This window comes from Methylobacterium sp. 1A (assembly GCF_058072805.1).
The window spans coordinates 2034100-2058647 of record NZ_JBYQVE010000001.1; the positions used below are offsets into that span (position 1 = coordinate 2034100).

21 protein-coding genes are annotated in these 24548 nt (G+C 72.3%); 4 read left to right on the forward strand and 17 right to left on the reverse strand.

What is annotated here, in order from left to right; translation table 11 throughout:
* Positions 1–33 precede the first annotated feature (33 nt).
* The 13 genes from ACX9MN_RS09955 to ACX9MN_RS10015 form a co-directional block, all read right to left on the reverse strand.
* Positions 34–1446, reverse strand: a complete 1413-nt coding sequence (locus tag ACX9MN_RS09955) for a hypothetical protein (protein WP_489724303.1) — start codon at positions 1444–1446, stop codon at positions 34–36.
* The gene (locus ACX9MN_RS09960) at positions 1443–1709 is read right to left on the reverse strand and encodes a hypothetical protein (RefSeq protein ID WP_489724304.1); all 267 of its coding nucleotides are present in this window, start codon (positions 1707–1709) and stop codon (positions 1443–1445) included. The genes ACX9MN_RS09955 and ACX9MN_RS09960 overlap by 4 nt, the downstream gene beginning before the upstream one ends.
* Positions 1710–1810: 101 nt before the next feature.
* Positions 1811–2536 (reverse strand): hypothetical protein, encoded by a 726-nt coding sequence (locus ACX9MN_RS09965; RefSeq protein ID WP_489724305.1) that lies wholly within the window; start codon positions 2534–2536, stop codon positions 1811–1813.
* Between the two features lie 33 nt (positions 2537–2569).
* Positions 2570–3571 carry a hypothetical protein gene (locus ACX9MN_RS09970; protein ID WP_091680687.1) on the reverse strand — a complete coding sequence of 334 codons (1002 nt, stop codon included), beginning with the start codon at positions 3569–3571 and terminating at the stop codon, positions 2570–2572.
* 52 nt (positions 3572–3623) lie between these two features.
* A complete protein-coding gene (locus tag ACX9MN_RS09975; RefSeq protein ID WP_489724306.1) occupies positions 3624–4610 on the reverse strand; it encodes a hypothetical protein in 987 nt (328 codons plus the stop codon).
* Positions 4611–4654: 44 nt separating this feature from the next.
* Positions 4655–5470 carry an OmpA family protein gene (locus ACX9MN_RS09980; protein ID WP_489724307.1) on the reverse strand — a complete coding sequence of 272 codons (816 nt, stop codon included), beginning with the start codon at positions 5468–5470 and terminating at the stop codon, positions 4655–4657.
* Between the two features lie 107 nt (positions 5471–5577).
* Positions 5578–6558, reverse strand: coding sequence for a trypsin-like serine peptidase (locus ACX9MN_RS09985; protein WP_489724308.1), 981 nt, complete (start codon positions 6556–6558; stop codon positions 5578–5580).
* Between the two features lie 80 nt (positions 6559–6638).
* Positions 6639–7769 (reverse strand): hypothetical protein, encoded by a 1131-nt coding sequence (locus ACX9MN_RS09990; protein ID WP_489724309.1) that lies wholly within the window; start codon positions 7767–7769, stop codon positions 6639–6641.
* Between the two features lie 70 nt (positions 7770–7839).
* Positions 7840–8352 carry a hypothetical protein gene (locus tag ACX9MN_RS09995; protein ID WP_091978708.1) on the reverse strand — a complete coding sequence of 171 codons (513 nt, stop codon included), beginning with the start codon at positions 8350–8352 and terminating at the stop codon, positions 7840–7842.
* On the reverse strand, positions 8349–9740 hold the full coding sequence (locus ACX9MN_RS10000) for a hypothetical protein (RefSeq protein WP_489724310.1): 1392 nt from the start codon (positions 9738–9740) through the stop codon (positions 8349–8351). Before ACX9MN_RS10000 ends, ACX9MN_RS09995 begins: the two co-directional genes overlap by 4 nt.
* Before the next feature lie 161 nt (positions 9741–9901).
* Positions 9902–11236, reverse strand: a complete 1335-nt coding sequence (locus ACX9MN_RS10005) for a hypothetical protein (RefSeq protein WP_489724311.1) — start codon at positions 11234–11236, stop codon at positions 9902–9904.
* Positions 11233–13326 carry a caspase family protein gene (locus ACX9MN_RS10010; RefSeq protein WP_489724312.1) on the reverse strand — a complete coding sequence of 698 codons (2094 nt, stop codon included), beginning with the start codon at positions 13324–13326 and terminating at the stop codon, positions 11233–11235. Before ACX9MN_RS10010 ends, ACX9MN_RS10005 begins: the two co-directional genes overlap by 4 nt.
* Positions 13327–13605: 279 nt before the next feature.
* Positions 13606–13863 (reverse strand): hypothetical protein, encoded by a 258-nt coding sequence (locus ACX9MN_RS10015; RefSeq protein ID WP_020094549.1) that lies wholly within the window; start codon positions 13861–13863, stop codon positions 13606–13608.
* Between the two features lie 767 nt (positions 13864–14630).
* On the opposite strand from ACX9MN_RS10015, the gene ACX9MN_RS10020 reads away from it, so the two are divergent.
* The 4 genes from ACX9MN_RS10020 (at position 14631) to ACX9MN_RS10035 (ending at position 17049) form a co-directional block, all read left to right on the forward strand.
* Positions 14631–15683, forward strand: a complete 1053-nt coding sequence (locus ACX9MN_RS10020) for a hypothetical protein (protein WP_489724313.1) — start codon at positions 14631–14633, stop codon at positions 15681–15683.
* 50 nt (positions 15684–15733) lie between these two features.
* Positions 15734–16138: a lysozyme inhibitor LprI family protein gene (locus ACX9MN_RS10025; protein WP_244540783.1), complete on the forward strand. Its 405-nt coding sequence runs from the start codon at positions 15734–15736 to the stop codon at positions 16136–16138.
* A gap of 42 nt (positions 16139–16180) precedes the next feature.
* Positions 16181–16501, forward strand: a complete 321-nt coding sequence (locus ACX9MN_RS10030; RefSeq protein ID WP_020094546.1) for a YbjQ family protein — start codon at positions 16181–16183, stop codon at positions 16499–16501.
* 101 nt (positions 16502–16602) lie between these two features.
* Positions 16603–17049, forward strand: a complete 447-nt coding sequence (locus ACX9MN_RS10035) for a lysozyme inhibitor LprI family protein (RefSeq protein WP_091978695.1) — start codon at positions 16603–16605, stop codon at positions 17047–17049.
* Between the two features lie 339 nt (positions 17050–17388).
* On the opposite strand, the gene ACX9MN_RS10040 is transcribed toward ACX9MN_RS10035, so the two are convergent.
* The 4 genes from ACX9MN_RS10040 to ACX9MN_RS10055 form a co-directional block, all read right to left on the reverse strand.
* Positions 17389–19830: a PAS domain S-box protein gene (locus tag ACX9MN_RS10040; RefSeq protein ID WP_489724314.1), complete on the reverse strand. Its 2442-nt coding sequence runs from the start codon at positions 19828–19830 to the stop codon at positions 17389–17391.
* A 328-nt stretch (positions 19831–20158) separates the two neighbouring features.
* Positions 20159–21376: a flagellin N-terminal helical domain-containing protein gene (locus ACX9MN_RS10045; RefSeq protein WP_042672956.1), complete on the reverse strand. Its 1218-nt coding sequence runs from the start codon at positions 21374–21376 to the stop codon at positions 20159–20161.
* 274 nt (positions 21377–21650) lie between these two features.
* Positions 21651–23084 carry a hypothetical protein gene (locus ACX9MN_RS10050; RefSeq protein WP_489724315.1) on the reverse strand — a complete coding sequence of 478 codons (1434 nt, stop codon included), beginning with the start codon at positions 23082–23084 and terminating at the stop codon, positions 21651–21653.
* A gap of 146 nt (positions 23085–23230) precedes the next feature.
* Positions 23231–24337: a lipase family protein gene (locus ACX9MN_RS10055; RefSeq protein ID WP_489724316.1), complete on the reverse strand. Its 1107-nt coding sequence runs from the start codon at positions 24335–24337 to the stop codon at positions 23231–23233.
* Positions 24338–24548: the final 211 nt, after the last annotated feature.

A 24548-nucleotide genomic window follows, 5' to 3' on the forward strand; every position in this document is an offset into this window, starting at 1 on the left:
GCGCCGATCGAGGGGCCGCCCTCGGCATCCCGATCAGTCCGCCGGGCTGAAGACGTCGTCGCCCACGAAGATCATCTCGCGGTCGATCTCGGGGGGATCCTTCTGCGAGCCGTAGGCGAAGAACAGGCGCCGGGTCCGGCCATCCGCCGCGGTCAGCGTCAGCGTGTGGCGATCGAGGGCGTAGCGCCCGCCCTCCGGCGCGCGCCGACGGGCGATCGCCGTGCCGACGCCGGTGCTCGCCCCCGAATTCGTCGCGCCGACCGAGCCGCCGCGGCCGTAACTCCCGTCCGCGTGGAAGTCGTAGCGGCTCTCGACGGCGATCGCGACGTCGCCGCCCAGGGCGGTGTTGCCGCCGCCCGACAGCCGCCGGTAGGCCCGCGCCACCCGCTCATTGGCGGCGGCCGGGAAGGCCCGGAAGAAGCTGCCGTCGCCGAGGGCGTAGTCGTTCGCGCGGCCGCGCGCGTCCGTCAGGACGAAGCCGGCGCCCTTGGCACTCCACCGCCCGAATCGCTTGGGCCGTGCGGCCCGCTCGGCGGCGAGGTCCACGTCTTCGAGCGCGGTGTCGGCGATCTCGTAGTAGGTTCCGTCGCGCAGGAAGATCAGCGGCTCGAAATCGATGGTCATGAGACCGCCGACGCCGAACCCGGTGGTCGAACGGAAGTACACGCCCTCGACCTGATCCCAATTGGCGGCGTGTCGCGGGGGACCGGCCGCGTCCGGAGCGGAGGAAGCCGGGGAGGGAGCCGGCCGCGCGTCCGGCACGGGCGGGCCCTCCGCGACCGGCGGCTTAGGGGCCGCGCGTCCGGCCCGGCCCTTCGGCACCAGCCCGTCCTCGGTCAGCGCCAGATTCCGCAGCGTGGCGACCGGGATGAACTCGTTGGGCAGGCCCGCCAGGAAACGCGGCAGCACGCCGAGCCGCTTGGCCGCCTGCCAGCCGGCATGGTGGAGAACGGCGCGCAGCTTGACCTGCTCGGCGAAGGCCGCCCGGGTGGCCGGCTGGGACAGGGGCGGCCCTTCCGCCATCGGCGCCACGAACCGGGTCCGGATCGCCCGCAGGGCCGCCGCGCTCGGCTCGACCGTCGCGTCGTTGGCGACCATCCATTGCAGGGCGATGAAGGCGGTGAGCACGTCGCCCGCATCGTCCGGCCGCAGCGGCGTCCCGTCGAGGAAGCCGCGGAAGACGCTGTCGTAATCGTGCCGGGCCAGCTCTCGCGCCGTCTCGGCCGCGGCGATCGGGTTCGTGGCGCGCTGGTCGCGCACCGCCCGCGCGACCGTGGCGGCCCGCAGGTCGGGCGTCGAGGCGTAGGGGAGGGCCGGTCCCTCCACCTCGGTCGCCTGCGCCCGTGCCGGGGTCGCCGTCACCGGGATCGCCAGGCTCCACAGCGGGACGGCTGTCACGCCGAGGCCGAGCAGCGCGGCCGCGCGCCGGAAGGTGAACCGCATCATCGCCGCAACCACGCTCGAAGGATCATCAGCAGGCCCTGCACGACGGTGAGCAGCAGTGTCAGGGCCATGAAGGGCAGGAACGGGATCAGCAGCCAGCCCGTCATCGTCAGCGTGTAGAGCAGGCCACCGATATCGTGTCCGGCCACCGGGCAGGGGTGCGTCCCCGCCTCGTTGACGGTGCAGCCGGTCAGGTTCGTCAGCGCGAGGCCGAGCGCGAAGGGTACGACCGGCAGCCACGTGATCAGCAGCAGGATGAGAATCACGCGCAGGCTTCGCCGGGACGGGCACGGCCGCGCCATCGTGCGGATGGCCATCGGTCACAAGCCCTAAGCGGGGCCGGGGCGGCCGCGTCTCGCCGCGACGCTCATGGCTGGCGGCGGTAGAGGCCGCGGAAGGTGACGTTGACGCCTCCGCAGGCGAGGTTGTCGTCGACGACCAGCCAGGGGCCGACCCGCCGCAGCCAGACCTTGCAATCGGACGCGTCACCGGCCTCGACCGGCAGCGTCCCGTTCTCGCCGACGGCGAAGCTCGCCGCGGCGCCCTGCGGGGCGACCGTGCCGGCGAATTCGCCAATATGGACGCCGCCGCGGCGCGCCCGCTCCGGATCCCCGGCGCCCCAGGTGGCGTCGCCCCCGAAGGTCAGCAGCCCCGGCTTGTCGGCCTGGGTGATGCGGATGCGCGCCTCCGCACGGGTCCAGGTGCCGAGCCAGTCCGCAGGCGCGACGGCACCGGGCGGCTCGACGGCGACGGCCTCGCCCGGGAGCCAGCCGGTCCGGCCCATATCGTCGCCCGCGCCCCGATAATGGGCACAGACATGGGCGCCGCGACGCTCGCCGAGGATGACGGGATCGGCGCTCACCAGGTAGGCGCGCTCGCGGCAGGCGGCGCTCGGGTCCGGGCAGCCGGCGCGGGCGAGCCCGTCCTTGACGAAGGCCGTGCGCCCCGGCGCGCTGATGCGCCCGAAGGTTGGGGGCGCGCCGGACGCGAGCGAGGGGGACCGCCGGCACTCGTTCTCCTCCGCGCGCGCCGGGCCAGCGAGCAGGACGAGGGCGGAGACCAGGAGCAGCGGGGCGAGAAGCGGCGGGCGCATCGGGAAGGCTCTCGTTGTGGGTGCAGAGGTCGGTCAGCGCATCGCCACCGAGGCGGCGACACGGTCGGCCCTGTCCAGAGCGTCGGGGCGACCGGCATCGGCGAAGCCCAGCACCCGCAGGTAGCGCTGGCCGTCGAACACCATCGTCTGCGTCACGCCGAGGGCACGGCCGCTCTTGGTGTCGGTCCCGGTGCCGCGCAGCCGCACGACGACCGCCTCGCCGCGACTGGACCGCGCCTCGTCCGTGACGTTCACGTCGGCGAAGTCCTTCTGCGCCGCGAACAGCCGGCGGGCGACCGCGACCTCCGCGCCCGCCGGGACCGGCGCCTGACCGAGCGAGGGCGCGACGACGATCACCGGCTGCTCGCGCTCGGGATCGACGTCCTTGGGTCCCTCGGTGAGGAGGAGGCTGTTGCCCGCGAAGACCGCGGCCGGGCGGTAGCCCGCCATGTCGCCGACCGTGTAGGGCAGCGCCGCGACCTGATCGGTCAGGCTCGCCTTCGCCCGGAACGCGATCGTGCGGAGAGCCGCCTCGACGGAAGCGGCGGGCACCTGCCGGGCCGCCTTCTCGGGGACCTGCACGGTGACGAGCCCGGTCCCGGGGGCGCCGCGCACGACGGCGACCCATTTCGCGTAAGTGAGGCCGTTGGCCGGCTGCGTGCCGCGCAGGACGAAGCCCTCACCGCCCGCGACCGGCAGGGGCTCGGCCCCGCCCTTCACCCGGAAGCCCGTGGCGGCCAGCGCCTCGGGGGTGAACCGGCCGTTGATCTGGTCCCAGGCCTCCGGCGGCATCTCCACCAGGATGATCGACGCGCCGGCCGGATGCTCGAAGCCGGCGAAGCGCCGGCTCACGCTCATCCCGGCCGGCGGCGTGAGGCCGAGGGCGCCGGCGCCCGGAAAGACCGGGTCGGCCCGGGCCTCGCGGGCCGCGATCGCCAGGGGCGCGAAGACCAGTCCGGCCAGGATGACGCGCCGCGCCGGGCGTTGCGGGACAAGATGGGAGAGGGCGCCGCGCAGGCGCTCGCGAACCGACATGGTCAACCTTCAGGGAACGGTGGGACGACGAGGCGGCGAAGGCGAGGTTCGGCTACCGCGTCGCCACGCGGCTGATGACGAAGGTGTTGCCCGAGAACTGGACCTGACCCGGCGCACTCATGTGCTCCAGCATCAGGCGCAGGTTCCGGCCGAGCCGGGCGGAATCCGAGCGGGTCTCGTACCAGTACTCGGTGCTGGCCCCGCTCGCGCGCACCGGACGGTGGTGCTCGTAGCAGCGGAAGGCCGCCATGTACTCCTCGGCCGCCTGGACCTCCTGGGCCGAGAAGCCGCTCAGGCGGACGACGTAGGCGCTGGGCAAACCCCCGCAGCCCTCGCCGCCGGGCGCCGCCGCCACGGCGCCGCCGACCGGCGCGGCGTCAGGGGGCGCGGCGCCGGCATCGGCACCGCGGCGGGGCGCGATCACGCCGTCGAGCTTCGCGGTGAGTGCGGCCGCGAGGTCGGCGGCCACCGTCTTCGCCTCGGCGCCGACCCGCTCGAGCAGGCACTCGCGGTCGCACCCCTGGGGCAGGGGCGGCAGCTGGAGCCCGGCCACCTCGAACGAGCCGAGCGACTGACCGGTGCGGACGTTGAGGAGGCGTCCGGGGATACGGATCTCAGGCCGCACGATATCCGAGTAGGCGGATTTCGACGCCGACGCGTAGATCTGGAACACCGCCACCACGTCGAGCGGCGGATTCTGGACCGCGCGGGCGACCTCGATCAGCTCGGCATCCCGCCGGCGCACCCGGTTGGCCTGGGTGAACCCCATCGCGACGGCGGTCTCGTCGTAGACGTTGTAGCCGCGCAGGTTCATCGTCTCGGACAGCTCGTGGATCACCCGCTGGAAGATGCGGTTGCCGCGGGGCACCGCGTCCTCGTCGGCGTCCTCGCCCATCACGACGACGTTGGGCTTGGTCTGCGCCCGGGCCGGTGCCGCGTAGGCGGATCCGAGCGCCAGGACGGCGAGGCAGGCGGCGTGGAACGCGGTGGTGCGGAACGCGGTGGTGCGGACGTGGGGCATCGGGATCCTCCAGGACATCGCGGGTCTCTCCGTCTTCGGACCGTCGGTGAGGCGAGTTGGCGTCATTCGGCGCAGGGACGCGGGGTCGGAGCCGCGCGGAAATCGTCCAGGTCGAGATCCGTCCGCAGGCGCGGGTCGGCCAGGTCGCTGCACGGACCATCCGCGACCGGCAGGACGAAGCGGAGGGCACCGCTGCGGGCCGGCGCGATCAGGCTGACCTCCACCCTGCGGTTCACCCGTGACAGGGGTGCGTCGGGATCCTTCGGCCGCGCGGGTCCCCAGCCGTGGACTCGCAGGCGCTCCGGGGCGATGCCGTAGGTCTCGACGAGATGCGCCTTCACGGCCCGGGCCCGGGCCAGGGAGAGGCGGCGGTTGTAGGCGCGGCCGCCGGCGGCGTCGGTGTGGCCGGCGATCAGGAAGCCGTGGCCCGCGAGCGGCTCGGCGCGCAGGGCCTCGCCGAGCGGTTCGAGCTGGATGCGCGCTTCGGGGGTCAGGCGCGCGCTGTCGTAGGCGAAGAACACGGTGAGATCGATCGACCGGGCGGGAACGACGCGGACCGCCGGGCCGCCGTCGTCGGGGCTGACCGCCAGCGGCCGCGCGGGCGCTCCCGGATTGCCGTCGGCGAACGGCGCGAGCGACCGGATGATCGCGGTCGCCCCTGGGTTCGCGGCCCGCGCCTCCTCGGCCTCCGCCCGGTCCGCGGCCGGGTCCCGCGGCGGAGCCGCTTCGTCCGACTGCGCTGCCCGGGCACCCGGCACCTCGGTGAGCGGGTTCGCCCGCGCGGGCGCGGCCAGCGCGAGGGCGAGCCCGACGGCGAGCAACAGTCCGGAGCGGCCGAGGCGCGCCCGCGCGGCGCGCGGCAGATCGTGGGTCCGCATCGCTTCCCCTTCCAGTGTCCCGGGCCTTGCTTCGGCCCCTCTCACCCCGTTCATGGGCGGCCCAGAGCGATTTTCGTCGCCCGGCCTCGCGATCTTCGCGACGGCGCTCAGCGTCCCCGCAGGATGGCGTTCATCCCGGCCGGATCGAGGGGTCCGTCGGTCGCCGGCCTGGGTTGGGGTGCCGGGCCGGGCCCGACCGGCCCGGTCCCCGGATCCGCGGCGGCGACCGGGCGCCCCTGGGCCGCCGCGATCCGCGCCAGGGTCGGGCTCCGGCCCAGGATCGCCGAGAGTCGGGTCGCGCTGTTGAAGCTCGTCGGATCCTTCGGATCGAGGCCGCCCTCCTTGTGGAGCGCGATGCCGGCCACGGAGGCGTCGAACATCAGCGACCCGGACGAGCCGCCGAGCGTGTCGCAGCGGTGGCGCAGGTCCGGGCCCTCCGCCTGGTCCTTCATGGCGAAGCAGCGGAAGCGGCTCATCACCTTCGGACGTCCGAGGGGATGGTGGATGACCAGCATCGAGCGGTTGGCCGTCACCGGCTCGCCCGAGAGCCGTGCGGCGCCGTAGGTCGCGGTCGGATTGCCCGCCACGCGGGCGAGGGCGAAGTCGAGGCGGGCGTCGAACTCGACGGGCTTCGGGTCGATCTCGAACCGGCGGGAGCCTTTCCCGTCGAGGGTCAGGTAATCCATCAGGATCGACGCCTTGACCGGGCGCAGGTCGCCCGATTGCGGCAGGCAATGGTGGTTGGTCAGCACGTAGTCGCCGGTCAGGAGCGTCCCCGTGCAGGAGGCACCAACCTGCTGCCCGGTGCGGCCGTTCTGGAGCACGATGTCGACGCGGCCGATCGGTCGGGCGAGGGCCGCGAGGCCGTCCTTCGGGTCGAGCTCGCTCACGGGCTCGAAGGCGCCCTTGTTCTGGTCGACATAGGCGGCCGCGTCGCCGGTCGTCTGGCGCAGGGGCAACTGCGCCCGGCCGTAATCGGCGGGATCGAAGCCGACGCTCTGCGCCCGCACGGCGTCGCCGCGGCCGAGCACGATCAGCGCGCAGACCGTTCCCAGAAGGAGAGGGCCTCTCCGGCGCATCGCGATCATCCTCTCCCTCCTCTCGGTCCGCGAATCGGGCCCGCGCTCGCGGGGTCGATCGACAGCATTCGCAACACGCCGGATTGTCATCAGCGCGCCAGGGTGTGGACCAGGCGGCCGGCAACCGCGCCGGTTCCGGCCTCCGGAACGGCCTGGACCGTGTAGACGAGGTTCTGCCGCGCGCCCTCGCGCAGGAAATAGCCGAGCGCGCCGTCCGCCAGCCGGACGGCCGGGAGGGCGGCGTCGCGCAGTTCCGGCCCGACCTGCACGCGCAGGCCCGGCTCCGCTCCGATGGCGAGCCCGCACAGGTCCGGCGTGAGGCGGCTCGCGGCCAGGTGATCGCCCGACTCCGCCGGTACCGGGCGCCGCTCGGGCGGGTCGGCTCCGAAGGCGACGCGGCGGCAGGAGGAGCCCGCCGGGGCGCGCAGCTCGGAGACGTGGATCGGCGACGCGATCCGGACTTCGATGCTGGGGGGAGGGGTGGCGGGACCGGCCGGCGCGTCGGGGCGTGGCTCACTGACGGGATCGGGCCGCGTGGCCCCGAGAGCGAGCACACCGGCGAGGCCGGCCGCCGCGACGGCGCCGGCCGGCAATGCAAGACGCCACCATCGCCGCGCCGGCGGCGTCTCGGCCCTCTCCGGAGGCCGCGGCGCGGTCAATGCGGCCAGGGCTTCGGGCACGCTGTGCGACGGCAGGATCCGCACGTTCCGGCCCATGCCGCGGAAGACGGCCTCGGCCTGCGCGCGCTCCGGCCCGTCCGGCAGGAGGACCGCCAGCGCGGCGTCCGGAGCCTCGGCGATCGTCGCGGCCGAGCGCTCGATCTTGTCGAGCAGCGCGTAGTCGCCGGGCAGCACCGCGAGGTCGAGATCGACCGCGCCGGTCGCCCAGAGGATGAGGTCGGCCTCCTCCGGTGCCGCGGCGAGCGGGTGGCCGCCCTCGGCGAGGCCGTGCGCCAGGCAGACCGGAACCTCCCAGGAGCGTCCGGCATCGAAGGAGCCCGACAGCCGCAGCTCGTGGGGCTCCGGCGTCCGGCCCGTCCACCGGGCGAGCGGGCCGGCGGCCCCGCAGAGCCGGGCGTAATCGGCCGACCACGGCAGCGGGCGATAATCGCCGTCCGCGAAGGCGGCCGGGGCCGGAAGGCCGGGGCGCGGCCTGAGCCCGCGCAGCACCAGCGGTCCGCGGGTCGTGGGCACCACGACGAGGATGGCCGGACGCGTCATGCGCGGGCCGGTCTCCCGGACGGGCCGAGACCGGCCTGCCGGCTCGTCCGACGGCTCGTCCGACGGCTCGTCAAAGCAGGAACACCGCGCAGGCCGGGTCGCGGAGCATCCGGCCCATGAGGGCCGCGTCCGGCACGGCCGGGTCGAGGGCGAGCACCGCCGCGCCCTCGATCGCCGGACCGAGGTCGAGCCGGACCGTCTCGTCGCCGAGCCACGCCTCGATCACCCGCGGCATCTGACCCGACTCGCCGCGCAGGACGAGGAGCGGAGGCGCGCCGTCCGCGGCCTCGAGGATCTCCAGCGCGTAGGCGCCGACCCGGCGCCGGAGAATCGCGCCGTCCGAGGCGGCCGCGGCGAGCGGCGCGTGGGCGAGCGCCAGGGCGCCGAGCATCGTCCGGTAGCGCCGGGCCGTCGCGGGGTCGCCGCGGATCGCCCGCACCGTCGCGAGGTCGACCGGGCCGTCGGGCGCACGGGTCGCGTGGGCCCAGAGCCCCGCGTGGTCCGGCCGGGCGGTCGTCGCCGCATCGCGCACGAGGGCGCGGGCCGCGTGGATCTCGGCGAGGAGCCGTGCCGCGTCGCTCACGCCGCGGCCTCCCCGGCATAGGCCGCCGCGAACGCGACCGCGAAGATGTCCCGATCCGCCGGGAACAGCGCGTCCAGCGGCCGGTGCCGGGCGAGTCCGTCGAGCGACCGTTCCAGGTCGGCCGCCGCCTCGGCGAGGCGCAGCAGCGCCGGTTCGGCGGCCGCGAACCCGGCCGAGAGGCCCTTCCGATCGTCGAATCCGGCGCGGCGGACGCGGCGCAGGTCGGCCTCGGCGGCCTCCAGCGCCGCCCGCACCGCTTCGGGTAGCGCGTCGCGATCGGCGATCCGGAGGGCCGCCGCGATGCGCAGCATTCGGCCGAGATGGGCCGCGAGCAGTCCCGCGCGCGTCCGGAGTTCGGCGTAGCTCTCGGCCTCCAGGCAGGTCGCCCGCTCGGCGATGGCGCCGCCGCCGCCGCCGCGGCGCAGGCGGTTGGCGATGCCCGACTGGACCCGGCCGAAGCTCACGGCCCGGAGCGTCGTCAGCGGGCGGGTCCGGTGATAGGGCTCGAGGCGCAGGAAGTCGGCCAGGTCCTCGCGCTCGGCGCCGGTGAGGATCTTCGGGCCCTCCGGCCAGTCCGCCAGCAGGGTCGCCAGCGCCGCGGCGGGTTCGGCGGTCGCGAGATCGCCCAGGGCCGCGTCCAGCCGCTCCTCCCAGCCCGCGTGGGCGTCGAGGGCGGCGGGAGCCGAGAGGGCGTCGAGGCCTTCGAGGAGGCGGCCGGCCGCCTCGAAGGTCACGAAATGCTCCGCGACGATGCGGAAGCCCGGCCGCTCGCCCGTCGCCATCTCGGCGCGCCAGAAATCGAGGATGTCGTCGTCCGCGACCGACCGGCGGCCGCCCAAGAAGGTCAGGAGCGCCCGGAAGCGCCGCTCCAGCGGCGCCAGCGGCAGATGGGCGTTCCGGTAGGCGGCGAGATGCCGGGCGAGCCGCTTGGCCAGGATCGCCGCGCTTTCCGCGTCGGGCGCGGCGGCGAGCTCGTCGAGCCAGCCCGCGACGGTCGCGAACTGGGCCAGGTCCTCCGCGGTGAGCACGAACTCGGCCAGCGCGAGGAGCCGGGCGAGCCCGGCCCAGCCGGTGGACCAGGCGGTGCCGAGCACGGGGCCGCGGTCGTCGACGGCCGGGCCGCCGCCGAAGCGGGCCGCGAGGGCGGCCGGTCGCGCGAGGCCGGGGTCCAGGGCGAGGGTGATGAGATCGCGCCCGTCGAGGGCCCCGGCCGCCTCGGCCAGCGCGGCGAGGGCGTGGGCGAGGTCCCACAGGGGCTTGTCGCGGTTCGGGCGCACGGCACCCGTGACCACGCGGGCGAGCCAGGCACGGTCGGCGCGGGAGAGATCGCGGCCGTCGCCGACGTTGGCGAGGTCGGCCGCGCAGCGCTCATCGTATCCGCCCGTCATGCGCCTCCCGGTCGCGGGTTGCCACGCAACCCCTTGTGATCGTTCGATTCGCCTTATGGTTACCTCGCGACCGGCCATCCGTCGACCTCCGGCGGCCATCCGGGCGCCACCCGTCTGCTCTGGGCGGTCCAGACGCGGTTCTGATCCCGTCGCGCTCCGGCTCAGCGCACCACGACGCGCGCGGCGGCCTCCGTGACCCCGGGCGTGGCCCGGATCCGGTCGAGGAGGTCCAGCACGTCCGGGGGCTGCAGGAGACGCGCCTCGCCGTCGGCGCCCGGCGCCGCCGCCAGCCACCGCGCGGCGAGCTCCGGCGGCAGGCCGCCCGGCACGCCGAAGCAGGCGAACAGGTTCTCGAAGGGCTCCCCCGCGACGATCTCGTCGAGGCCGTAGCCCCGCGGATAGCGCCGCGAGTCTCCCGGCTTGAGGGCCAGCTGCGAGGCCGGGTTGTCGCGCACCGGCAGGGCGACGAAGGCGGTCTCGTCGGCCGCGACCACCCAGCAGTACAGGTTCTGCGCGACGCGGGCCTCGATGCGCATCTCCAGGCGCTGACCGGCCGCGAACGGGGTGGCGGCAGCCGCCACCGAGAGGCGGCCGGCATCCGTGCGCGCGGTGGCGGCGAGGTGATCCAGGAACGGCCGCGGGACGGGATCGCAGCCGAGCCCCTCCGTCGCGATCCGGCGTCGCCCCGTCGGGGCCAGGACGGCGCCGTCGCGCTGGAACTCGACCTCCATCCAGGATTGCCGGTCGTGGTCCGTGCGGAAGCGGCCGCGCGCGGTGACGGTGCCGGCGCAGGCGGTGCCGGGCGGCCGGCGGCGCACGTCGAGGCGCGCGCCGCGGAGCACCCGGTTGGCCGAGCGGGCCTCCGCGTCGAGGGCGATGACGAGGCGGTCCGTGAGGGCGCCGGCGCAGGTGGAATGGCCGCCCTCCGCCACGAACGGGCAGACCTCGACGGCGCCGGCATTCGGTGCGGCCTGCGCGAACGCCTTCACCGCACCGTCCATGACCGCGTCGACGTCGGCGACGCCGGCGCCGACGTGGATCGGTACGACCAGAGGGTCGCTCGTCGCCTTGCAGGCGGCGCTCTGCGTCACGGCCTGGAGCCGGACGGAGGCGGTCTCGCCGGCCCGGCGGGGCTCGACTAGGAACACGGCCGCGTCCCCCGCGAAGGCGGACCGGATCTGCGCCTCGGCCTCCGCGCCCGAGAGGCCCGTCGTGCCCTCGCGCAGGGCCTTGATCCGCACGACGTCGGCCGCTGCCGCCAGCCTGACCCGGCCGGTCGCCTGGAGCCGCGTCTCGACGGCGAGGCGCACCTCCTCGGACTGCTCGCGCGACAGGGCCGTCTGGCCGGGCTCGACGCCGACGACCGCGAGCGTCAGGTCCGGCCGGCCGGCGCAGGCCGCCACCGCGTCGAGAAACGGTGCCAGCGCCTGCGTCGCGGACTCGGCGCGCGCCGCCGCCGGGGCGAGCAGCAGCGCGGCGAGGAGGAGGCGCCTCATTCGGTCTCGTTGGCCCGGGCGTACTGATCGAGGGCGCGGACGAAGACCGGATTGAACCGCCCGTCCAGGGCACCGGTGTAGTAATCCGCGTCCTTGATGGCGCGCTGCACCGAGCGGATCGTCTCGGGCTTGAGCTTCTGGGCGGCGGTGTCGGTCGCCGAGACGGAGGCGGCGCCGAGTTCCCCGTGCTTCAGCGCGCGCAGGATCATGTCGGCCGAGCGCACGCCGGGGAAATATCGCCCGAAGCCGTTGTCGATCAGCGTCGCCATCGTGGCCATGGCCACCGGGTCGCCCCGGTCCGCCGCTTGCCGGAAGAGGTCGAAGCCCTGGCGCAGGTCCTTCGGGAAGCCGTAGGCGCCCGTCGCGTAGTGCGGCACGAGCTTGCTGATCGACGCGACGTCGCCCCCGGCTACGGCGCGGCGATACAGGGCGACCGCCTGCGCCTCGTCCTTCGGGATGCCGTTGCCGTACTCCAGCATCCGGGCGGCGTTGGCCAGCGCCACCACGTTCCCGCCTTCGCCCGCCTGCCGGTAGAGGCGGAACGCCTCGGCCTGCTGGCGCTTCACGCCCTGGCCGTTCTCGTAGAGGGCGGCGAGGTTGTTCAGCGCCGAGATGCTCCCGGCTTTGGCGGCGCGGTCGTAGGCGGAGAGGGCCTCCTTGTAGCGGTCGGCCCGGTCGTAGGCGCGGCCGAGCTGGTAGGAGAGCCGGCGCAGGTCCGGATAGGCGGCCGCGGCCCCGCGGCAGGCTTCGATCGCCGCGGCGGGCTCGATCCGGCCGAGCTTCACGCCCGCGACCCCGCTCGGACGGTCGGGATCGTCCGTGCCGGCGGCGAGCTCGTCGCAGCGCTTGACGCGCGGATCGGCGCTCGGGTTCTTGCCGCCGAGATAGCCCTCGGCGAGGCTGCGATAGGCGCAGACCTCGCCGCAGGAATCGAGATAGGCTTGATATTGCCGCTGGGTCCCGAACTTGGCCCAGTTCTCCTGGTCGATCGCCGCCGCGTCCCGGCGCCGCCCGGCCAGGAGCCTGTCCATGGCCTGAGGCCGGTACAGGCAGGTCTCGCCGCAGGCGCCGATATAGGCCTCGAAGCCCTCCCGGGTGCCGAGCGCTTCGGCCCGCCGCCAGCCCGCCTCGTCCCGGATGGCCTCGACCCCCTTCGCGACGGCCGCCACCGGCAGGGAGGCCTTGAGGACGATCGGGGCCTCGTCGATTTCGGGTACCTGCTCGCGGCCCGACGCGCGGCGGGCCGCGTCCTCCACCTCGCGGCGGAGGTAGCGCTTCAGCTCCGTCCACTGCACGAGCCCGTCGCCGTCGCCCTGATGGTCGCGCGCGTCGGCGAGGCCCGACACGCCCATCAGGAACCGGCTGGTCAGCAGGCCGAGCTTGTTCGCCTCGTCCCAGTTGGCCGGTGTCGCGCCCGATGTCGCCACCAGCCGGACGATGCCGCCCTCCGTCTTCGGCCGGGCGGGCGCGAAGCCGGGCGCGGACACCGCCAGCAGGCTCTCGCCCTTGCGGCCGGTCTCGCCGGTGAAGCAGGCATCGACCATCACGACGAGCTGGTGGTCGGCGCCGATCTTGCGCTTCACGAGCTCGAGGTTGCGGTACAGGGTCTCCAGCGCGTACCCGCTCTCGCCCTGGTTCGGGTTGCCGTCCTCGGGCAGCAGGAACGGCTGCTTGGTGGCGAGATCCGGGACGCCGTGGCCGGAATAGTACACGAAGACGTTCGAGTGGCCCTCGCGCACGCTGCGCCAGAGGCGGCCGGATTGCGGGTTCCGCTCGGTGCCGAAGACCTGGTTGAACTCGTTGAGGGTCGCGTCCTTCAGGAGGAAGACGTTGCTCTCGCGGTAGCCCAGGCGCTCGATCAGGTAGGCGCGGATCGCCTCGGCATCGTTGTGCGCGTAGTCGACAGGCACGGTCTGCTTGTAGCTGCGGTTCCCGATCACCACCGCCACGGCATCGGCATTGTCGGCGAAGGCTGCCGGATCCGGGGCGGCCCTGGCCGGCGCGAGCGGGGCGAGGCAGCTCATCCCGAGCAGGATGAGCGCGGTGCGGGTGGCCCGCCGCAGCGCGGATACCGGGTTGGCTCTCGGCAAGCGCGTCCTCCTGTCCGGGTCGCGGCCCGGTTTCATCGTCCTCGGAACGGGGCGCGCCCGGTCGGCACGCGCGACAGGGTTATCCGCTGGAGGATCGGGAAACAATCTCACGGTGTGAGCGCGGCCGGTCGAGGCGGGCTCCGCGACGATGCGGATGACATCGGGGGCGCAGGTGCCGGTGCGGGGAGCGGGCATCTCAGCCCCAGCCGAGATACGCGACGATCAGGCTGAGGGCGGCGAGGTGGAGCGGCGAGAGGGCGGTCAGCATGGTCTCGCTCCTCACGGCAGGTAGAGACCGCGGCCGCAGCGGCGGGCGCGCCGCGCCTCGAAGTAGCCGGTGTAGCGGTTGTAGACCTCGACCGTGCGGTAGACGCAGTAACGGCCGGAGTTGCGACCGTTGTAGTAGACGCCGCCGTTGTCGAGATCGACGCCGAGGAACTCCTGGTTCCCGTGCTGCGGCGCAGCCTCCTGGGCGAGAGCGGGACCCGCGGCGCAGAGGAGGCTGGCGGCGAGCACGAGGATCTTGGTCTTGGTCATCTCGGGTCTCCCTGGTCGGGCGGTCAATCGTCCGCCTCGACAGGGGCATGGGCCGGCCAGACGCGGTTTCGTGCGGCCGGCGTGGCGTGCCGCGAAAAATTTCTTCCGGCAGGCGCGGCCGAGATGGCGTCGGTCGTCCGGTAACCGCCCGACGGCGGCGGTGCCCGTCGCCATCGACGGCAGGGTCACCCCGATCAGCCTTGACGCACAGGACCGTCGGCGCGCTCCGATCGAGAGCGACGCGGGCGCTGCGTTCGGTCCAGAACACACGAGGCGACGGCGTCGAATGCTCATCATCCGCCGCAAGCCATCCCGGCTTACTGAACCGGTAACACTATTTCTCACGATTCGTTGACCCGGGATCGGAGAGGGGCCAATACAGCGTCCGCTGATCGGTGAGAGCCTGATCGATGGACGGCGAATACTGTTAAGGGCTTCTCTTCATCTGAGAGGTATTCATAAAATCTCTCGTCGAGGCGTCGGCTGCGCGCGTGGCGGACCGGATCGTGCTCCCGACCGCCTGAGGGTGGACAGGCTCTCGCCGCCGACCGCCCGGATCCGGTCCACCACGCCTGCGCGACCGTGCGCGGACTGCAGAGCTGTTCTCGACGCCGGTGCGGATCGCGCGCGGTGTCGACTCGGAAACGACATCTCCCGGGGCCGACATGTGCCAGGTGTTTCAGCATCCTCCGCGCTCAGCTTGCCTGACCGTCCGTCCTGGGGACCCTCACACCCGATCGGTCTCGGCTCTCCTCGGCGTCGGGATCGTGAGCGCGGCCTTAATCGGCCCGGCGATGTCGGCGCGGGCCGACGATGGGCCGAGCTACGGCGATGACCGACGCGGCATCTTCCTGCCCTTCCTCAACGCGCCGCGACCCGGCGACGCCATCACGAAGTCCCCGCGCCTCGGTCTGTCGTTCGGCGGCGAGCCTCGTCCGGTGCTCGTTGATACCGGTTCGACCGGCATCGTGGTCTCAGCCGCTCGGATTCCCGACAACGAGAGCCTGCCGAGCGAGCCCGGACGGCTGACCTACTCGAGTTCCGGCCGGATCATGGTCGGACGCTGGGTGCGCGTCCCGGTTTCCATCGTCGGCCGCGATGGAGCGAGCGTGGTCACGCAGCCCATCCGGGTTCTCGCCGTCGACCGGATCGACTGCACCGCGCGCGCTCGCAGCTGCACGCCCGAGGTGGCGCCGGCCCACGTGGCGATGATGGGGATCGGTTTCGGCCGCGAGGACGACAGCCAGACGCAGAGCACGCCGGACACCAATCCGCTCCTCAACGCGGAGCCGCCGGGACCCGGTTCGGTGCACCGCGGCTACGTGCTGACCCGACGCGGCGTGCATGTCGGCTTGACGCGCGCCAACACGCGCGGCCGCTACCGCTTCGTGAAGCTCGACCCGCACCCGCACGTGCCGGGCGACTGGCTCGGCGTTCCCGTCTGCATCACCGTCGACGGCCGTGAGCCCGCCGCCTGCGGCCGGGGGCTCCTCGATACCGGTGTCACCGGAATGTTCCTGACGCTGCCGCCGTCCCAGGTCGCCGACAGCCTCCGGGCCGATGCGGGCGATCACGCCGTGCTCCGCCCGGGAACGCGCCTCGGCTTCCAGTTCGGCGACGCCGCCGGCTACGCGATCGATGTCGGCGACCGAGCCGCGCCGCTCGCTCCCGAACGCATCGTCCTCAACACGGTGCGCCCGCAGCCCTTCGTCAACACGGGGCTGCACGTCCTGAACGGCTTCGACGTCCTCTACGACGCCGACCGCGGCTATTACGGCTTCCGGGCCCGCGACGCACAGTCGGCGTCCGACGACCCGTGATCTGCGCATCGGCCGCCGTGTCGTCCGCCCTCTCCCGCACCGAGTCCGCCATGCTGCGCAACGCCTTTCTCACTGCCGTGATCCTCGTCCCGACCGCCGGATACGCGGCGGAGGTCGATTGCGGCGCCTCCGCGAACCAGATGGACGCCAACACCTGCACGGCCCAGGAATTCGACCGGGCCGATGCGGAGCTGAACCGCCGCTACGCGACCCTGCGCAGCAAGCTCGACGAGAACGGCCGACGCAATCTGGTCGCCGCCGAGCGCGCCTGGATCGCCTTCCGCGATTCCGAGTGCAACCTGCGGACAGGCTTCAACACGCTGACGCCCGACGACAACGGAAGCATCGCCCCGATGCTCCTGGGCGCGTGCAAGATCACGCTGACGCGCCAGCGGATCCAGGACCTGGCAGCCCAGATCAAGTGTCCGGGCGGCGACCTGTCGTGCTCGCCCTGACTGCCTCCCGTCTTTCCCAACCACCCGGCTGAGTGAGCTGCCATGATCATCGTCACGACCGAGAACATTCCGAACTACCACGTGCGCGAGGTCCGCGGCCCCTGCTTCGGCGCCGTGGTGCACAGCCGCGGTGCGGTGGGCAATTTCACCGCCGGACTGCGCAGCATCATGGGCGGCGAGATCAGCGAGTACAGCCAGCTGATCGAGCAGGCGCGGTCGCAGGCGATCGACCGCATGGCGCAGAACGCGGCGCAACTCGGCGCCAACGCCGTCGTCATGATGCGTTTCGATACGGCGGACACCGACCAGTCGATGATGGGCGTCGTCGCCTACGGCACCGCCGTGGTCGTCGAGGCACGCTGAGGTCGCGGCCCGGGCCGCGTTCCGCTCCGACCCGCCGTCACCCGCCGCGCGCAGGACCCCTCAGCCGGGTCGATGCGACGCGCGAACCGGATCCCAGAGCCATGAATCACAAGCGCCCACGCCTGCTGCAGGCCTCGGCCCCCGTCCTTGCCGGGCTGCTCGCCTGCCTCGCCGTGCCGACGACCGCCGGAGCCGACCAGCCGTCCGCGAAACTCTGCCTGACCGAGACCTCCACGCCGGGCACGACGGCGTGCATGACCCGCGCCCTTCAGGAGGCCGACGCGAAGCTCAACGCGGCGTACAGGAAGGCGATGTCGGTGATCGATCACGACGACCGCACGCCGGACCCCGACGCCAGGGCACTCTGGAAGACGCGGCTCGAGCGGGCGCAGCGTGCCTGGATCGCCTTCCGGGACGCGGATTGCGGCGACCTGACCGACAGCGAGTGGGCCAACGGGAGCGGCGCGAACGCGGCGCTGCCCGCCTGCCTCTATGACAAGACCGTCCAGAGGACGGACGACCTGCTGAGCCGCTACCCGCTGCATTGAGAAGCGGCGCGGCATCGCCAGGGGCCCGTCGCGGGCCGGTGAACACTTCGGTTCCGCCGGAAGCTCCCCCGGCCCCGATGCAGTCCTCGTCCGCTTGCAGACGGGCGGCCGTCCGGCGCCCGATCTCATCCCGCTTCGATGGGACCGGGAGGACGCGGCGCCGGCGGCTCGGCCGGCGGGTCTCCGTCGGGCGGTGCGGGCTCCGGCAGCGGATCGTCGATGGGAGGCAGCGGGTCGTCCCCGGGACGCGGCGTATCCGACGACATGGTGCGGTGTCCTGTCCGAATCTTCGGGCGGTCGGGGACGTAACGCGTGTCGGTCCGGACGGATGCGGCCTCGTCAGCCGAAGGTCAGCGCCGACCGTTCCCGGAGCGCCCTGCGCAGGGCCCGGCTGAGGTCGGCCACCGAGTAGGGCTTGTGCAGGAGCTCGAAGCCGTCGGTGCCCTCCGACGCCAGCACGTGGCTGTAGCCGGAGGTGAGGACGACGGGCAGGTAGGGACGACGGCGCCTGATCTCCCGGGCCAGATCGACGCCGTTCATGCCCGGCATCACCACGTCGGAGAAGACGATCTCGATCTCCTGGCCGTTCGCCTCGATCGTGGCGATAGCCGCCTGCGCGTCCTTCACCCAGACAGCCCTGTAGCCGAGTTCCACGAGGGCTTGCCGGGCGAAGGCGCCGACCTCCTCGTTGTCCTCCACCACGAGGACGGGCGTGCCGTGACCCTCGGCGAGCGGCTCCGGCTCGTCCGGCACGCCCTCCTGGACCTCCGCCTGCTGGGACCGCGGCAGGAACAGCGTGAAGGTGGTCCCGACGCCGACGACGCTGTCGACCGCGACGTCACCGCCCGACTGCTTGGCGAAGCCGAACACCTGGCTGAGGCCGAGGCCGGTGCCGTGGCCGACGCCCTTCGTCGTGAAGAACGGCTCGAAGATGCGTTCGAGGAGGTCCGCTTCGATGCCCGAGCCGGTATCCGAGACCGACACGGCCACGAAATCGCCGGGCACGGCCGGATGCGCCCGCAGCGCCGGGATCCGGTCCGCGCGCCGCACCTTGATCACGAGGCGGCCCTCGCCCTGCATGGCATCGCGGGCGTTCACCACGAGGTTGACGAGGGCCGTGTCGAACTGGCTGGGGTCGGCATCGACGTGGCAGCGCAGCCTGCGGCCGTCCGCGTCCGTGCCGGCATCCGTGTCGGTCGCGACGTGGATGCGGGCGCCGGTCAGCGTGCCGACCATGTCGGCGATGGCGGCCACCGACTGCACCACGTCGAAGATCGACGGTCGGAGTGCCTGCCGGCGCGCGAAGGCCAGCAACTGGCTGGTCAGTCTGGCGGCGCGGTCGACCGTGTCGGCGATGGCGTCGACGTAGCGGCCCCGCCGATCCTCGCTGAGGCCCGGTCGCTTCAACAGATCGGTCGACGACTTGATGACGGTCAGCAGGTTGTTGAAGTCGTGCGCCACGCCGCCGGTGAGCTGCCCGACGGCCTCCATCTTCTGCGACTGGCGCAGCTGCTCCTCGAGGGCGCGGCGCTCCGTGACGTCGCGCCCTGTCGCGTGGAACCGGTCCCCGCGCGCGATGGCGTTCCAGGCGATCCAGCGATACGCGCCGTCGGCGGTCCGGAACCGGACGTCGAGGTCCGACAGCGTGTGGCCGGTCCGCAGCGTCTCGAACGCGCTGGCCGCGGTCTCGCCGTCGTCCGGATGGATCAGGGTATCGATGCGGATGCCGACCAAGCTGCCGGCCGGCCACCCGAGCAGCTCCGTCCAGGCCGGGTTGACCGCCTGGCAGGTTCCGTCGAGGGCGCAGACCACGAGAAGGTCGCGGCTCGTCCGCCAGACCAGGTCATGCTCGATCTTCCGGTCGCGCGTCCGGGCCTCCCGCCGCTCCTCGTCCGCCTGCCGGGCCGCCGGATCCTCGAGAAGGATCGCGACGCGGTTCTGCGTCCCGCTACCGGTCCGCATCGCGCGGACGTCGAGGATGGGTCCCGTTCGCGACAGGGCTCCCTTGAACCGGGCGCTGTGCCCGGATCGCGCCACGTCACCGAGGGTGTCGAACCAGCGTCGGGCGTGGTCCGGCTCGAGCGCGCTCATCCAGCGTCCCGCCGCAGCGCCGAGGCCGGACTGATCCTCGAAGGCGGCGTTGGTCTCCACGACGCGGTAATCCGCGGCCCTGCCATCCCCGTCGAAGCGCAGCTCGACGATGCAGAAGCCCACCGCGTCGTCCGCCCGTGCATGCCGCGGCGCGATGGTCCGCTCGACGGCCTGCGCCTCGCGCTGCCGGAAGCGCGTGAGGTCGAGCTGACTGCCGAAGAAGAAAAGCAACTCGCCGAGCGGTCCGAAGACGGGGCTGATGTAGAGTTCGTTGACGAAGGTGCTGCCGTCGCGCCGATAGTTCAGCAGCTCGACCACCACGTCGCGCCGCGCGGCGATGGCATCGCGGATGCGGGCGACATCGGCCGGATCCGTCGCGGGCCTCTGGAGGAAGCGGCAATTGCGCCCGATCAGCTCCCCCGCCGAGTAGCCGGAGAGTTCCAGGAAGGCGCGGTTGGCGAAGACGATCGGATTGTCGGGCAGGTTCGGATCGGTGACGATCATCGCCATTCGGGTCTTGTCGGCGGCGGTGAACAGAAGATCGGAGCGGGCGGTGCCGACTCCGGCCAGAGTGGTTGTCGGGGCGGTGACCGGGGCCTGTGACGCGCGCAGGCGCGCGTTCTCCTCAACCAGCGCGCGCTCGCGCCGACGCAGCCGCTCGACCTCCCCCCGAAGATCTTCGATGCTCATGGCCCGGTCTTATCCGGAGCCGCCGCCGCGTCCAACCGCAACCGGCACGCGGATGCGAGAAGGGGGTGTGACCTCTGGTCCCGACAGTGCCGGCGTCGGCCACCGGGCGTTCGGATCCTGCGATGCCGGAAGGGGGCGGGTCCGCCGGTTCCCGATCCGCGATGACCGGCGCTGCCTACACGGGAATCCGGGGGACAGCGGCGGGCTGCGGGCGGTCGTGCCGCCGGGACCGGTCTCTCGCGTTCCGGCCGGATCCGGCCTCGGGACCCCGCGAACGCGAGCGGCCGGAGTTCGACTCCGGCCGCTCGGTCGACGCGATGCGTGTCGCTTACCGCAGGAGCTGGAGGACGCCCTGCTGGGCGGAGTTGGCCAGCGACAGGGCCGAGATGCCCATCGACTGGCGGGTCGACAGCGCCTGCGAGTTGGCCGCCTCTTGGTTCAGGTCGGCGTTGGTCAGGTTGGCCGAGCCCGTCTGCAGCACGTTGATCAGCTGCTTGGAGAAGTCCTGGCGGTTCTGAACCACCGACAGGTTCGAGCCCAGCGTGCTCGCCGCGGAGTTCAGGGCCGCGCCGGCCGTGGTCAGGACCGCCAGGGTCTTGTTGACGTCGGCGTTCAGCAGGAAGTTGCCGAGGCCGTTCTGGCTGGTCGAGCTGTTCGAGTTGGTGATCGACGACAGGCCCAGGCCGCTGGAGGTCGCGTCGACCGAGGCGACGTTCAGGTTCGAGCTGCCGGTGTCGTTGAACTTGATGTTCATGTCATTGCCCTTGCCGGCAATGAGGTTGACGCCGTTGTAGCTGGCGTCGCTGGCGAGCTGCGTGATCTGGTTGAGCAGGTTGTTGTACTGGTTGGCCAGCGAGGCGCGCTGCGTCACGCCCGAGATCGACAGGTCGCTGGACACCACGGTGCTGGCGGCGGTGCCGTAGGTCGAGGCGGTGGTGGCCGAGGCGGTGAAGCCGAGCGCCGTCTGGCTGCCCGAGTTCTGGAATTCCACGTCCGCCTGAGCGTTCAGGACGATCTTGGTGCCGGTGCTGTCGACCGAGAAGATCGCGCCGGCGCCGAAGGCGCCGCTCGACGAGGTCGAGGCCGAGCTGACCGCGGCGTTGAGGGCGGCGACCGTGGCGTTGACGCTCGAGGAGGCGGCGACCGTGGCCGAGACCGAGCTGCCGTTGATGGTCAGGAGCACGGTCGAGGAGGCGGTGCTGGCGCTGTAGGCGTTGGCGGCGGTGCCGGTGGTCGAGAGCTGGGTCGAGAGCGCCTGGTTGGCGATCGACTTGGCCTGGTCCACGAGCTTCTGGATCGAGGTGATGCCCTGGTTGGCGGCCTGGATCGACTGGATGCCGTTGGAGATGCCGTCGAGGAGGGAGTTCAGGCTCGAGGAGCGTCCGTCGAGGGCCTGGGAGGTGAAGAAGTTGGTCGGGTTGTCGAGGGCGGAGTTGACGGTCTTGCCGGTCGCGAGCCGATTCTGGGTGGTGGCCATCAGCTGGGCGGTGTCCTGCAGCGAGAGCAGGTTCTGGCGCGTCGCGGCCGACAGGGTGATCGAAGACATGGATCGCTATCTTTCCAACCGGAGCAACCCGATTCTCGGGGATGACTAAGAATACCGGTTAGGGTTAAGTCCGGATTAAGCGCGCGAGTATTTTCGCCGCGCCGGTAGCGTTACCGGAAAATTTACGGCCCGCGCGCGCAAGCCCCCCGGACGGCATCGATCAGGGGCGTCCCGACCAGGAGGTCATCGGAGACTTGAAGCGGCGGGAGTCCATCCCGTCCGGCGCGGGCGGATCAGGCGATCCGGCCGCCGCCTCGCGCCGCGGGACGGATTCTCAGTCCAGCGCGTAGCCGAGCATCCCTTCGGACATGTGACCCTCACAGTCCGGGACGGTCGACACGAAATGATCGCGGCCTCCGGCGATGCAACGGTAGATCGGGTGGCTCCCCGGCCTCTGCGCCTCGTAGACGTAGCCGGTCTGCCCGAGCGGTGTCTGGCCCTCGCATCGCGGGTCGCGGCTGAGGAAGTGGTCCTGTCCCGCCGCGCAGCTCATCAGCATCGCGGTCCCGGGCGCCGGGAGCGTCAACACGGTGCCGAGGCTGCGCTCGATCGTGTAGCCCGGCCCGATATAGCCGGTCGTCACCCAGTGGCCGACGGGCCCGAAGGCGCGCCGCAGCGGAAGGCGGTCGGCGCCCTTCGGCCGCCGCGCCTCGGCGATCCGCCACGTGCCGGGATAGGGGTCACCCCCTGAGAAGAAGACCGTGATGTCCGGCAGGAACGGCGTCAGGAACCCCGCCCCGTCGCGCTGGAAGCCGGGACTGTGGTTCAGGTAGAAGCCCGTGACGTCGGAGTTCAGGTAGCCCAGGGGTGTCCACGCTGCCGGCGCCCCGCTCAGCACCGCCTTCAGGGGCATCCTGAACAGCCCCATCTGGTAGGTTTCCCGGTCGGGATTGCGCCCCGGATCCTTGCAGGCCACCTGGTGGCACACGCGGCCCGGCAACCCGGTGATGACGTAGACCTCGCCGGTCTTGGGATCGTAGGCGAAATCCGAGTTCGGGTTGATGGTCGAGCCGTCGGTCGTGGCGTTGGGGACTCGCGCCGGCGCCCCGAAATGCACGCCGTCGGCCGTGTGCCGGACGTAGAGGTCCCCGAAGCCCGGCACGCCCTGCGGCCCGGTGAGATCCGTGGTGAAGACGAACAGGCCGGACCGACCGTCCGAGAAGGTCGCCGGCTGGCCGGTGCCGTAATTGCCCTGCGCGACGACCGGGTTGATCGGCTTGATGACCGGTTCCGGGTAGTCGACCCACGTCACCTTGTCGTTCGAGAAGGCGAGGCCGGTCTGGTTGTTGTTTCCGGGCAGGTTGTCGGCGCCCGAATAGTACATCGCGTAGGCGTAGGTCTGCCCGTCCGCCGGGTTGACGAAGCGGCCCCGGATCACGCTGGGATCACAGACGTACTGCCGGTTCCAGGAGTCGGGGGTCGGCTGGAACACGATCCGCGCCGGCGAGAAGCCGGTCTGCGGCGTGTAGGAGCGATGGAAGATGACGTCCGTCTTGCCCTGACCGCACCACCAGATGTCGGTGGTCCCGTTCTCGGTGATGACGCTCGGCGCGTAGTTGTAGCCGGCCGGATTGGCCTCATTGACGAACAGCGGTTGCGCCTCCGGCCCCTTCCAGCCGGCCTCGCCCGCGACCGGGACGGCGAGCACCGCCAGGAGCATCCCGACGAGAGCGCCCTTCCGCGCAACGAGAACCGGCAGCATCCTCATTCCCATCGCTCCCACCGGTCCGCTCCTGACTCCGAGATGCCGAGACATTCCGGCGGCGTGCTGACGACCGGAATGTGGCCGTCTGATATCCGGCGGCTCGGACCGGCGGCTCCGATCGTGTCCCGACGCGTCTCCCGCGGACGCGATCACGCGCCCTGCACGGGCGGGACCGCGCGGCGGCAGACCGGCCGCAGGGCGCGGTCGAGCAGCGATTGCCGCCCGAGGATCATCTCGAAAAAATCGTACTCCCCGGGCCTGAAATTGGCTTTCAGGAACTGGAAGTGCATGTGAAAAGGCTTGAGGCGCAGGCGCTTGTAGTCGTCCTCGGGTATCCTGTCCTTGACCCCGGCGGAACGGATGAGCGGGTTGCAGGCCAGGAAGGCGGGTCGTCCGAATCCGAGATCGAAGATCGGATTGAAGCCGTAGCAGTTGAGCCAATCCTGGGGGGCCTGGTAGTCGCACCAGACGATGCGGTCGCTGAAGACGAGGGTCGCGATGTCGTCGCGCAGCGCGCGGGCCTCGTGCTGGAGCGCCACGAAGGGCAGCCCCGAGCCGAGCGTGACGAGCGACAGGCGCGGATGCCCTCGATCGTCGGTCCCGAGGCGCGCGAGGACCTGCGCGGCGACCTCGACCGCCATGGCTGCGCCGAGGGAATGGCCGACGATCATGACCTCGTCGGGCGCGTCCGCGGGGTTCGCGCGCCAGTGGGCCAGTTCGGCCAGGACACGGTCCCGGAAGGCCGCGACCCGGTCCGCGTAATCCGGCCGCCGACCGGTCGCGTGCTGCCAGAAGAAGATCCGGATGCTCAGGATGTGCCAGAAAAACAGGCGCCCGAGCGCCTTCTTGGCGCCATAGAGGAGCGCGAGCGCCGCGGCCACGAGAAGCAGCGCCACGCCGATCGTTTCCGTCGGCGCCGACGGGCTGACGGCAGCGTAGATCGCGGTGCCGAGCGCGATCAGGAGCGCCGGGGCCACGAAGGCGACGAAGAACGGGAAAGCGGTCAGCACCGTGTAGGGCCATCCGAACCGGGACGTTTTGAAGACCAATCCCTGTGCGAGCCCCGCCGCGACGCTCCGCGCCAGCAGAGCCAGCTTGCGCGACACGGGACGCGCGAGATCCGCATGGACGATATCGCTCCAGATCAGGGTCTCGCAGCGGACCGCCGCACCGTCGCCGTCGGCGGGCGCGTCGACCGTCCAGCTCCGGGTCAGACCATCCGGATCGGTCCGGATCTCCGAGACCGCGCGCGGCATCGCCCCGAACCGGGTCGCGTGACGGTGAAGCTCCCGCTTGAAGAAGGCGGGGAAGCGGATGCCGCTGCGGGCGTCGAATCCGTGAATGAAAAAGACATGTCGCCGCGCCACCGGTGCCGGATGAAGGTCTCTCAACTTGAAGGGCGTGAACGATAAGTAGCCGCGGACCATGTTATCGATCGAGGACGAGAGCACGAGCGGGATTCGTGGC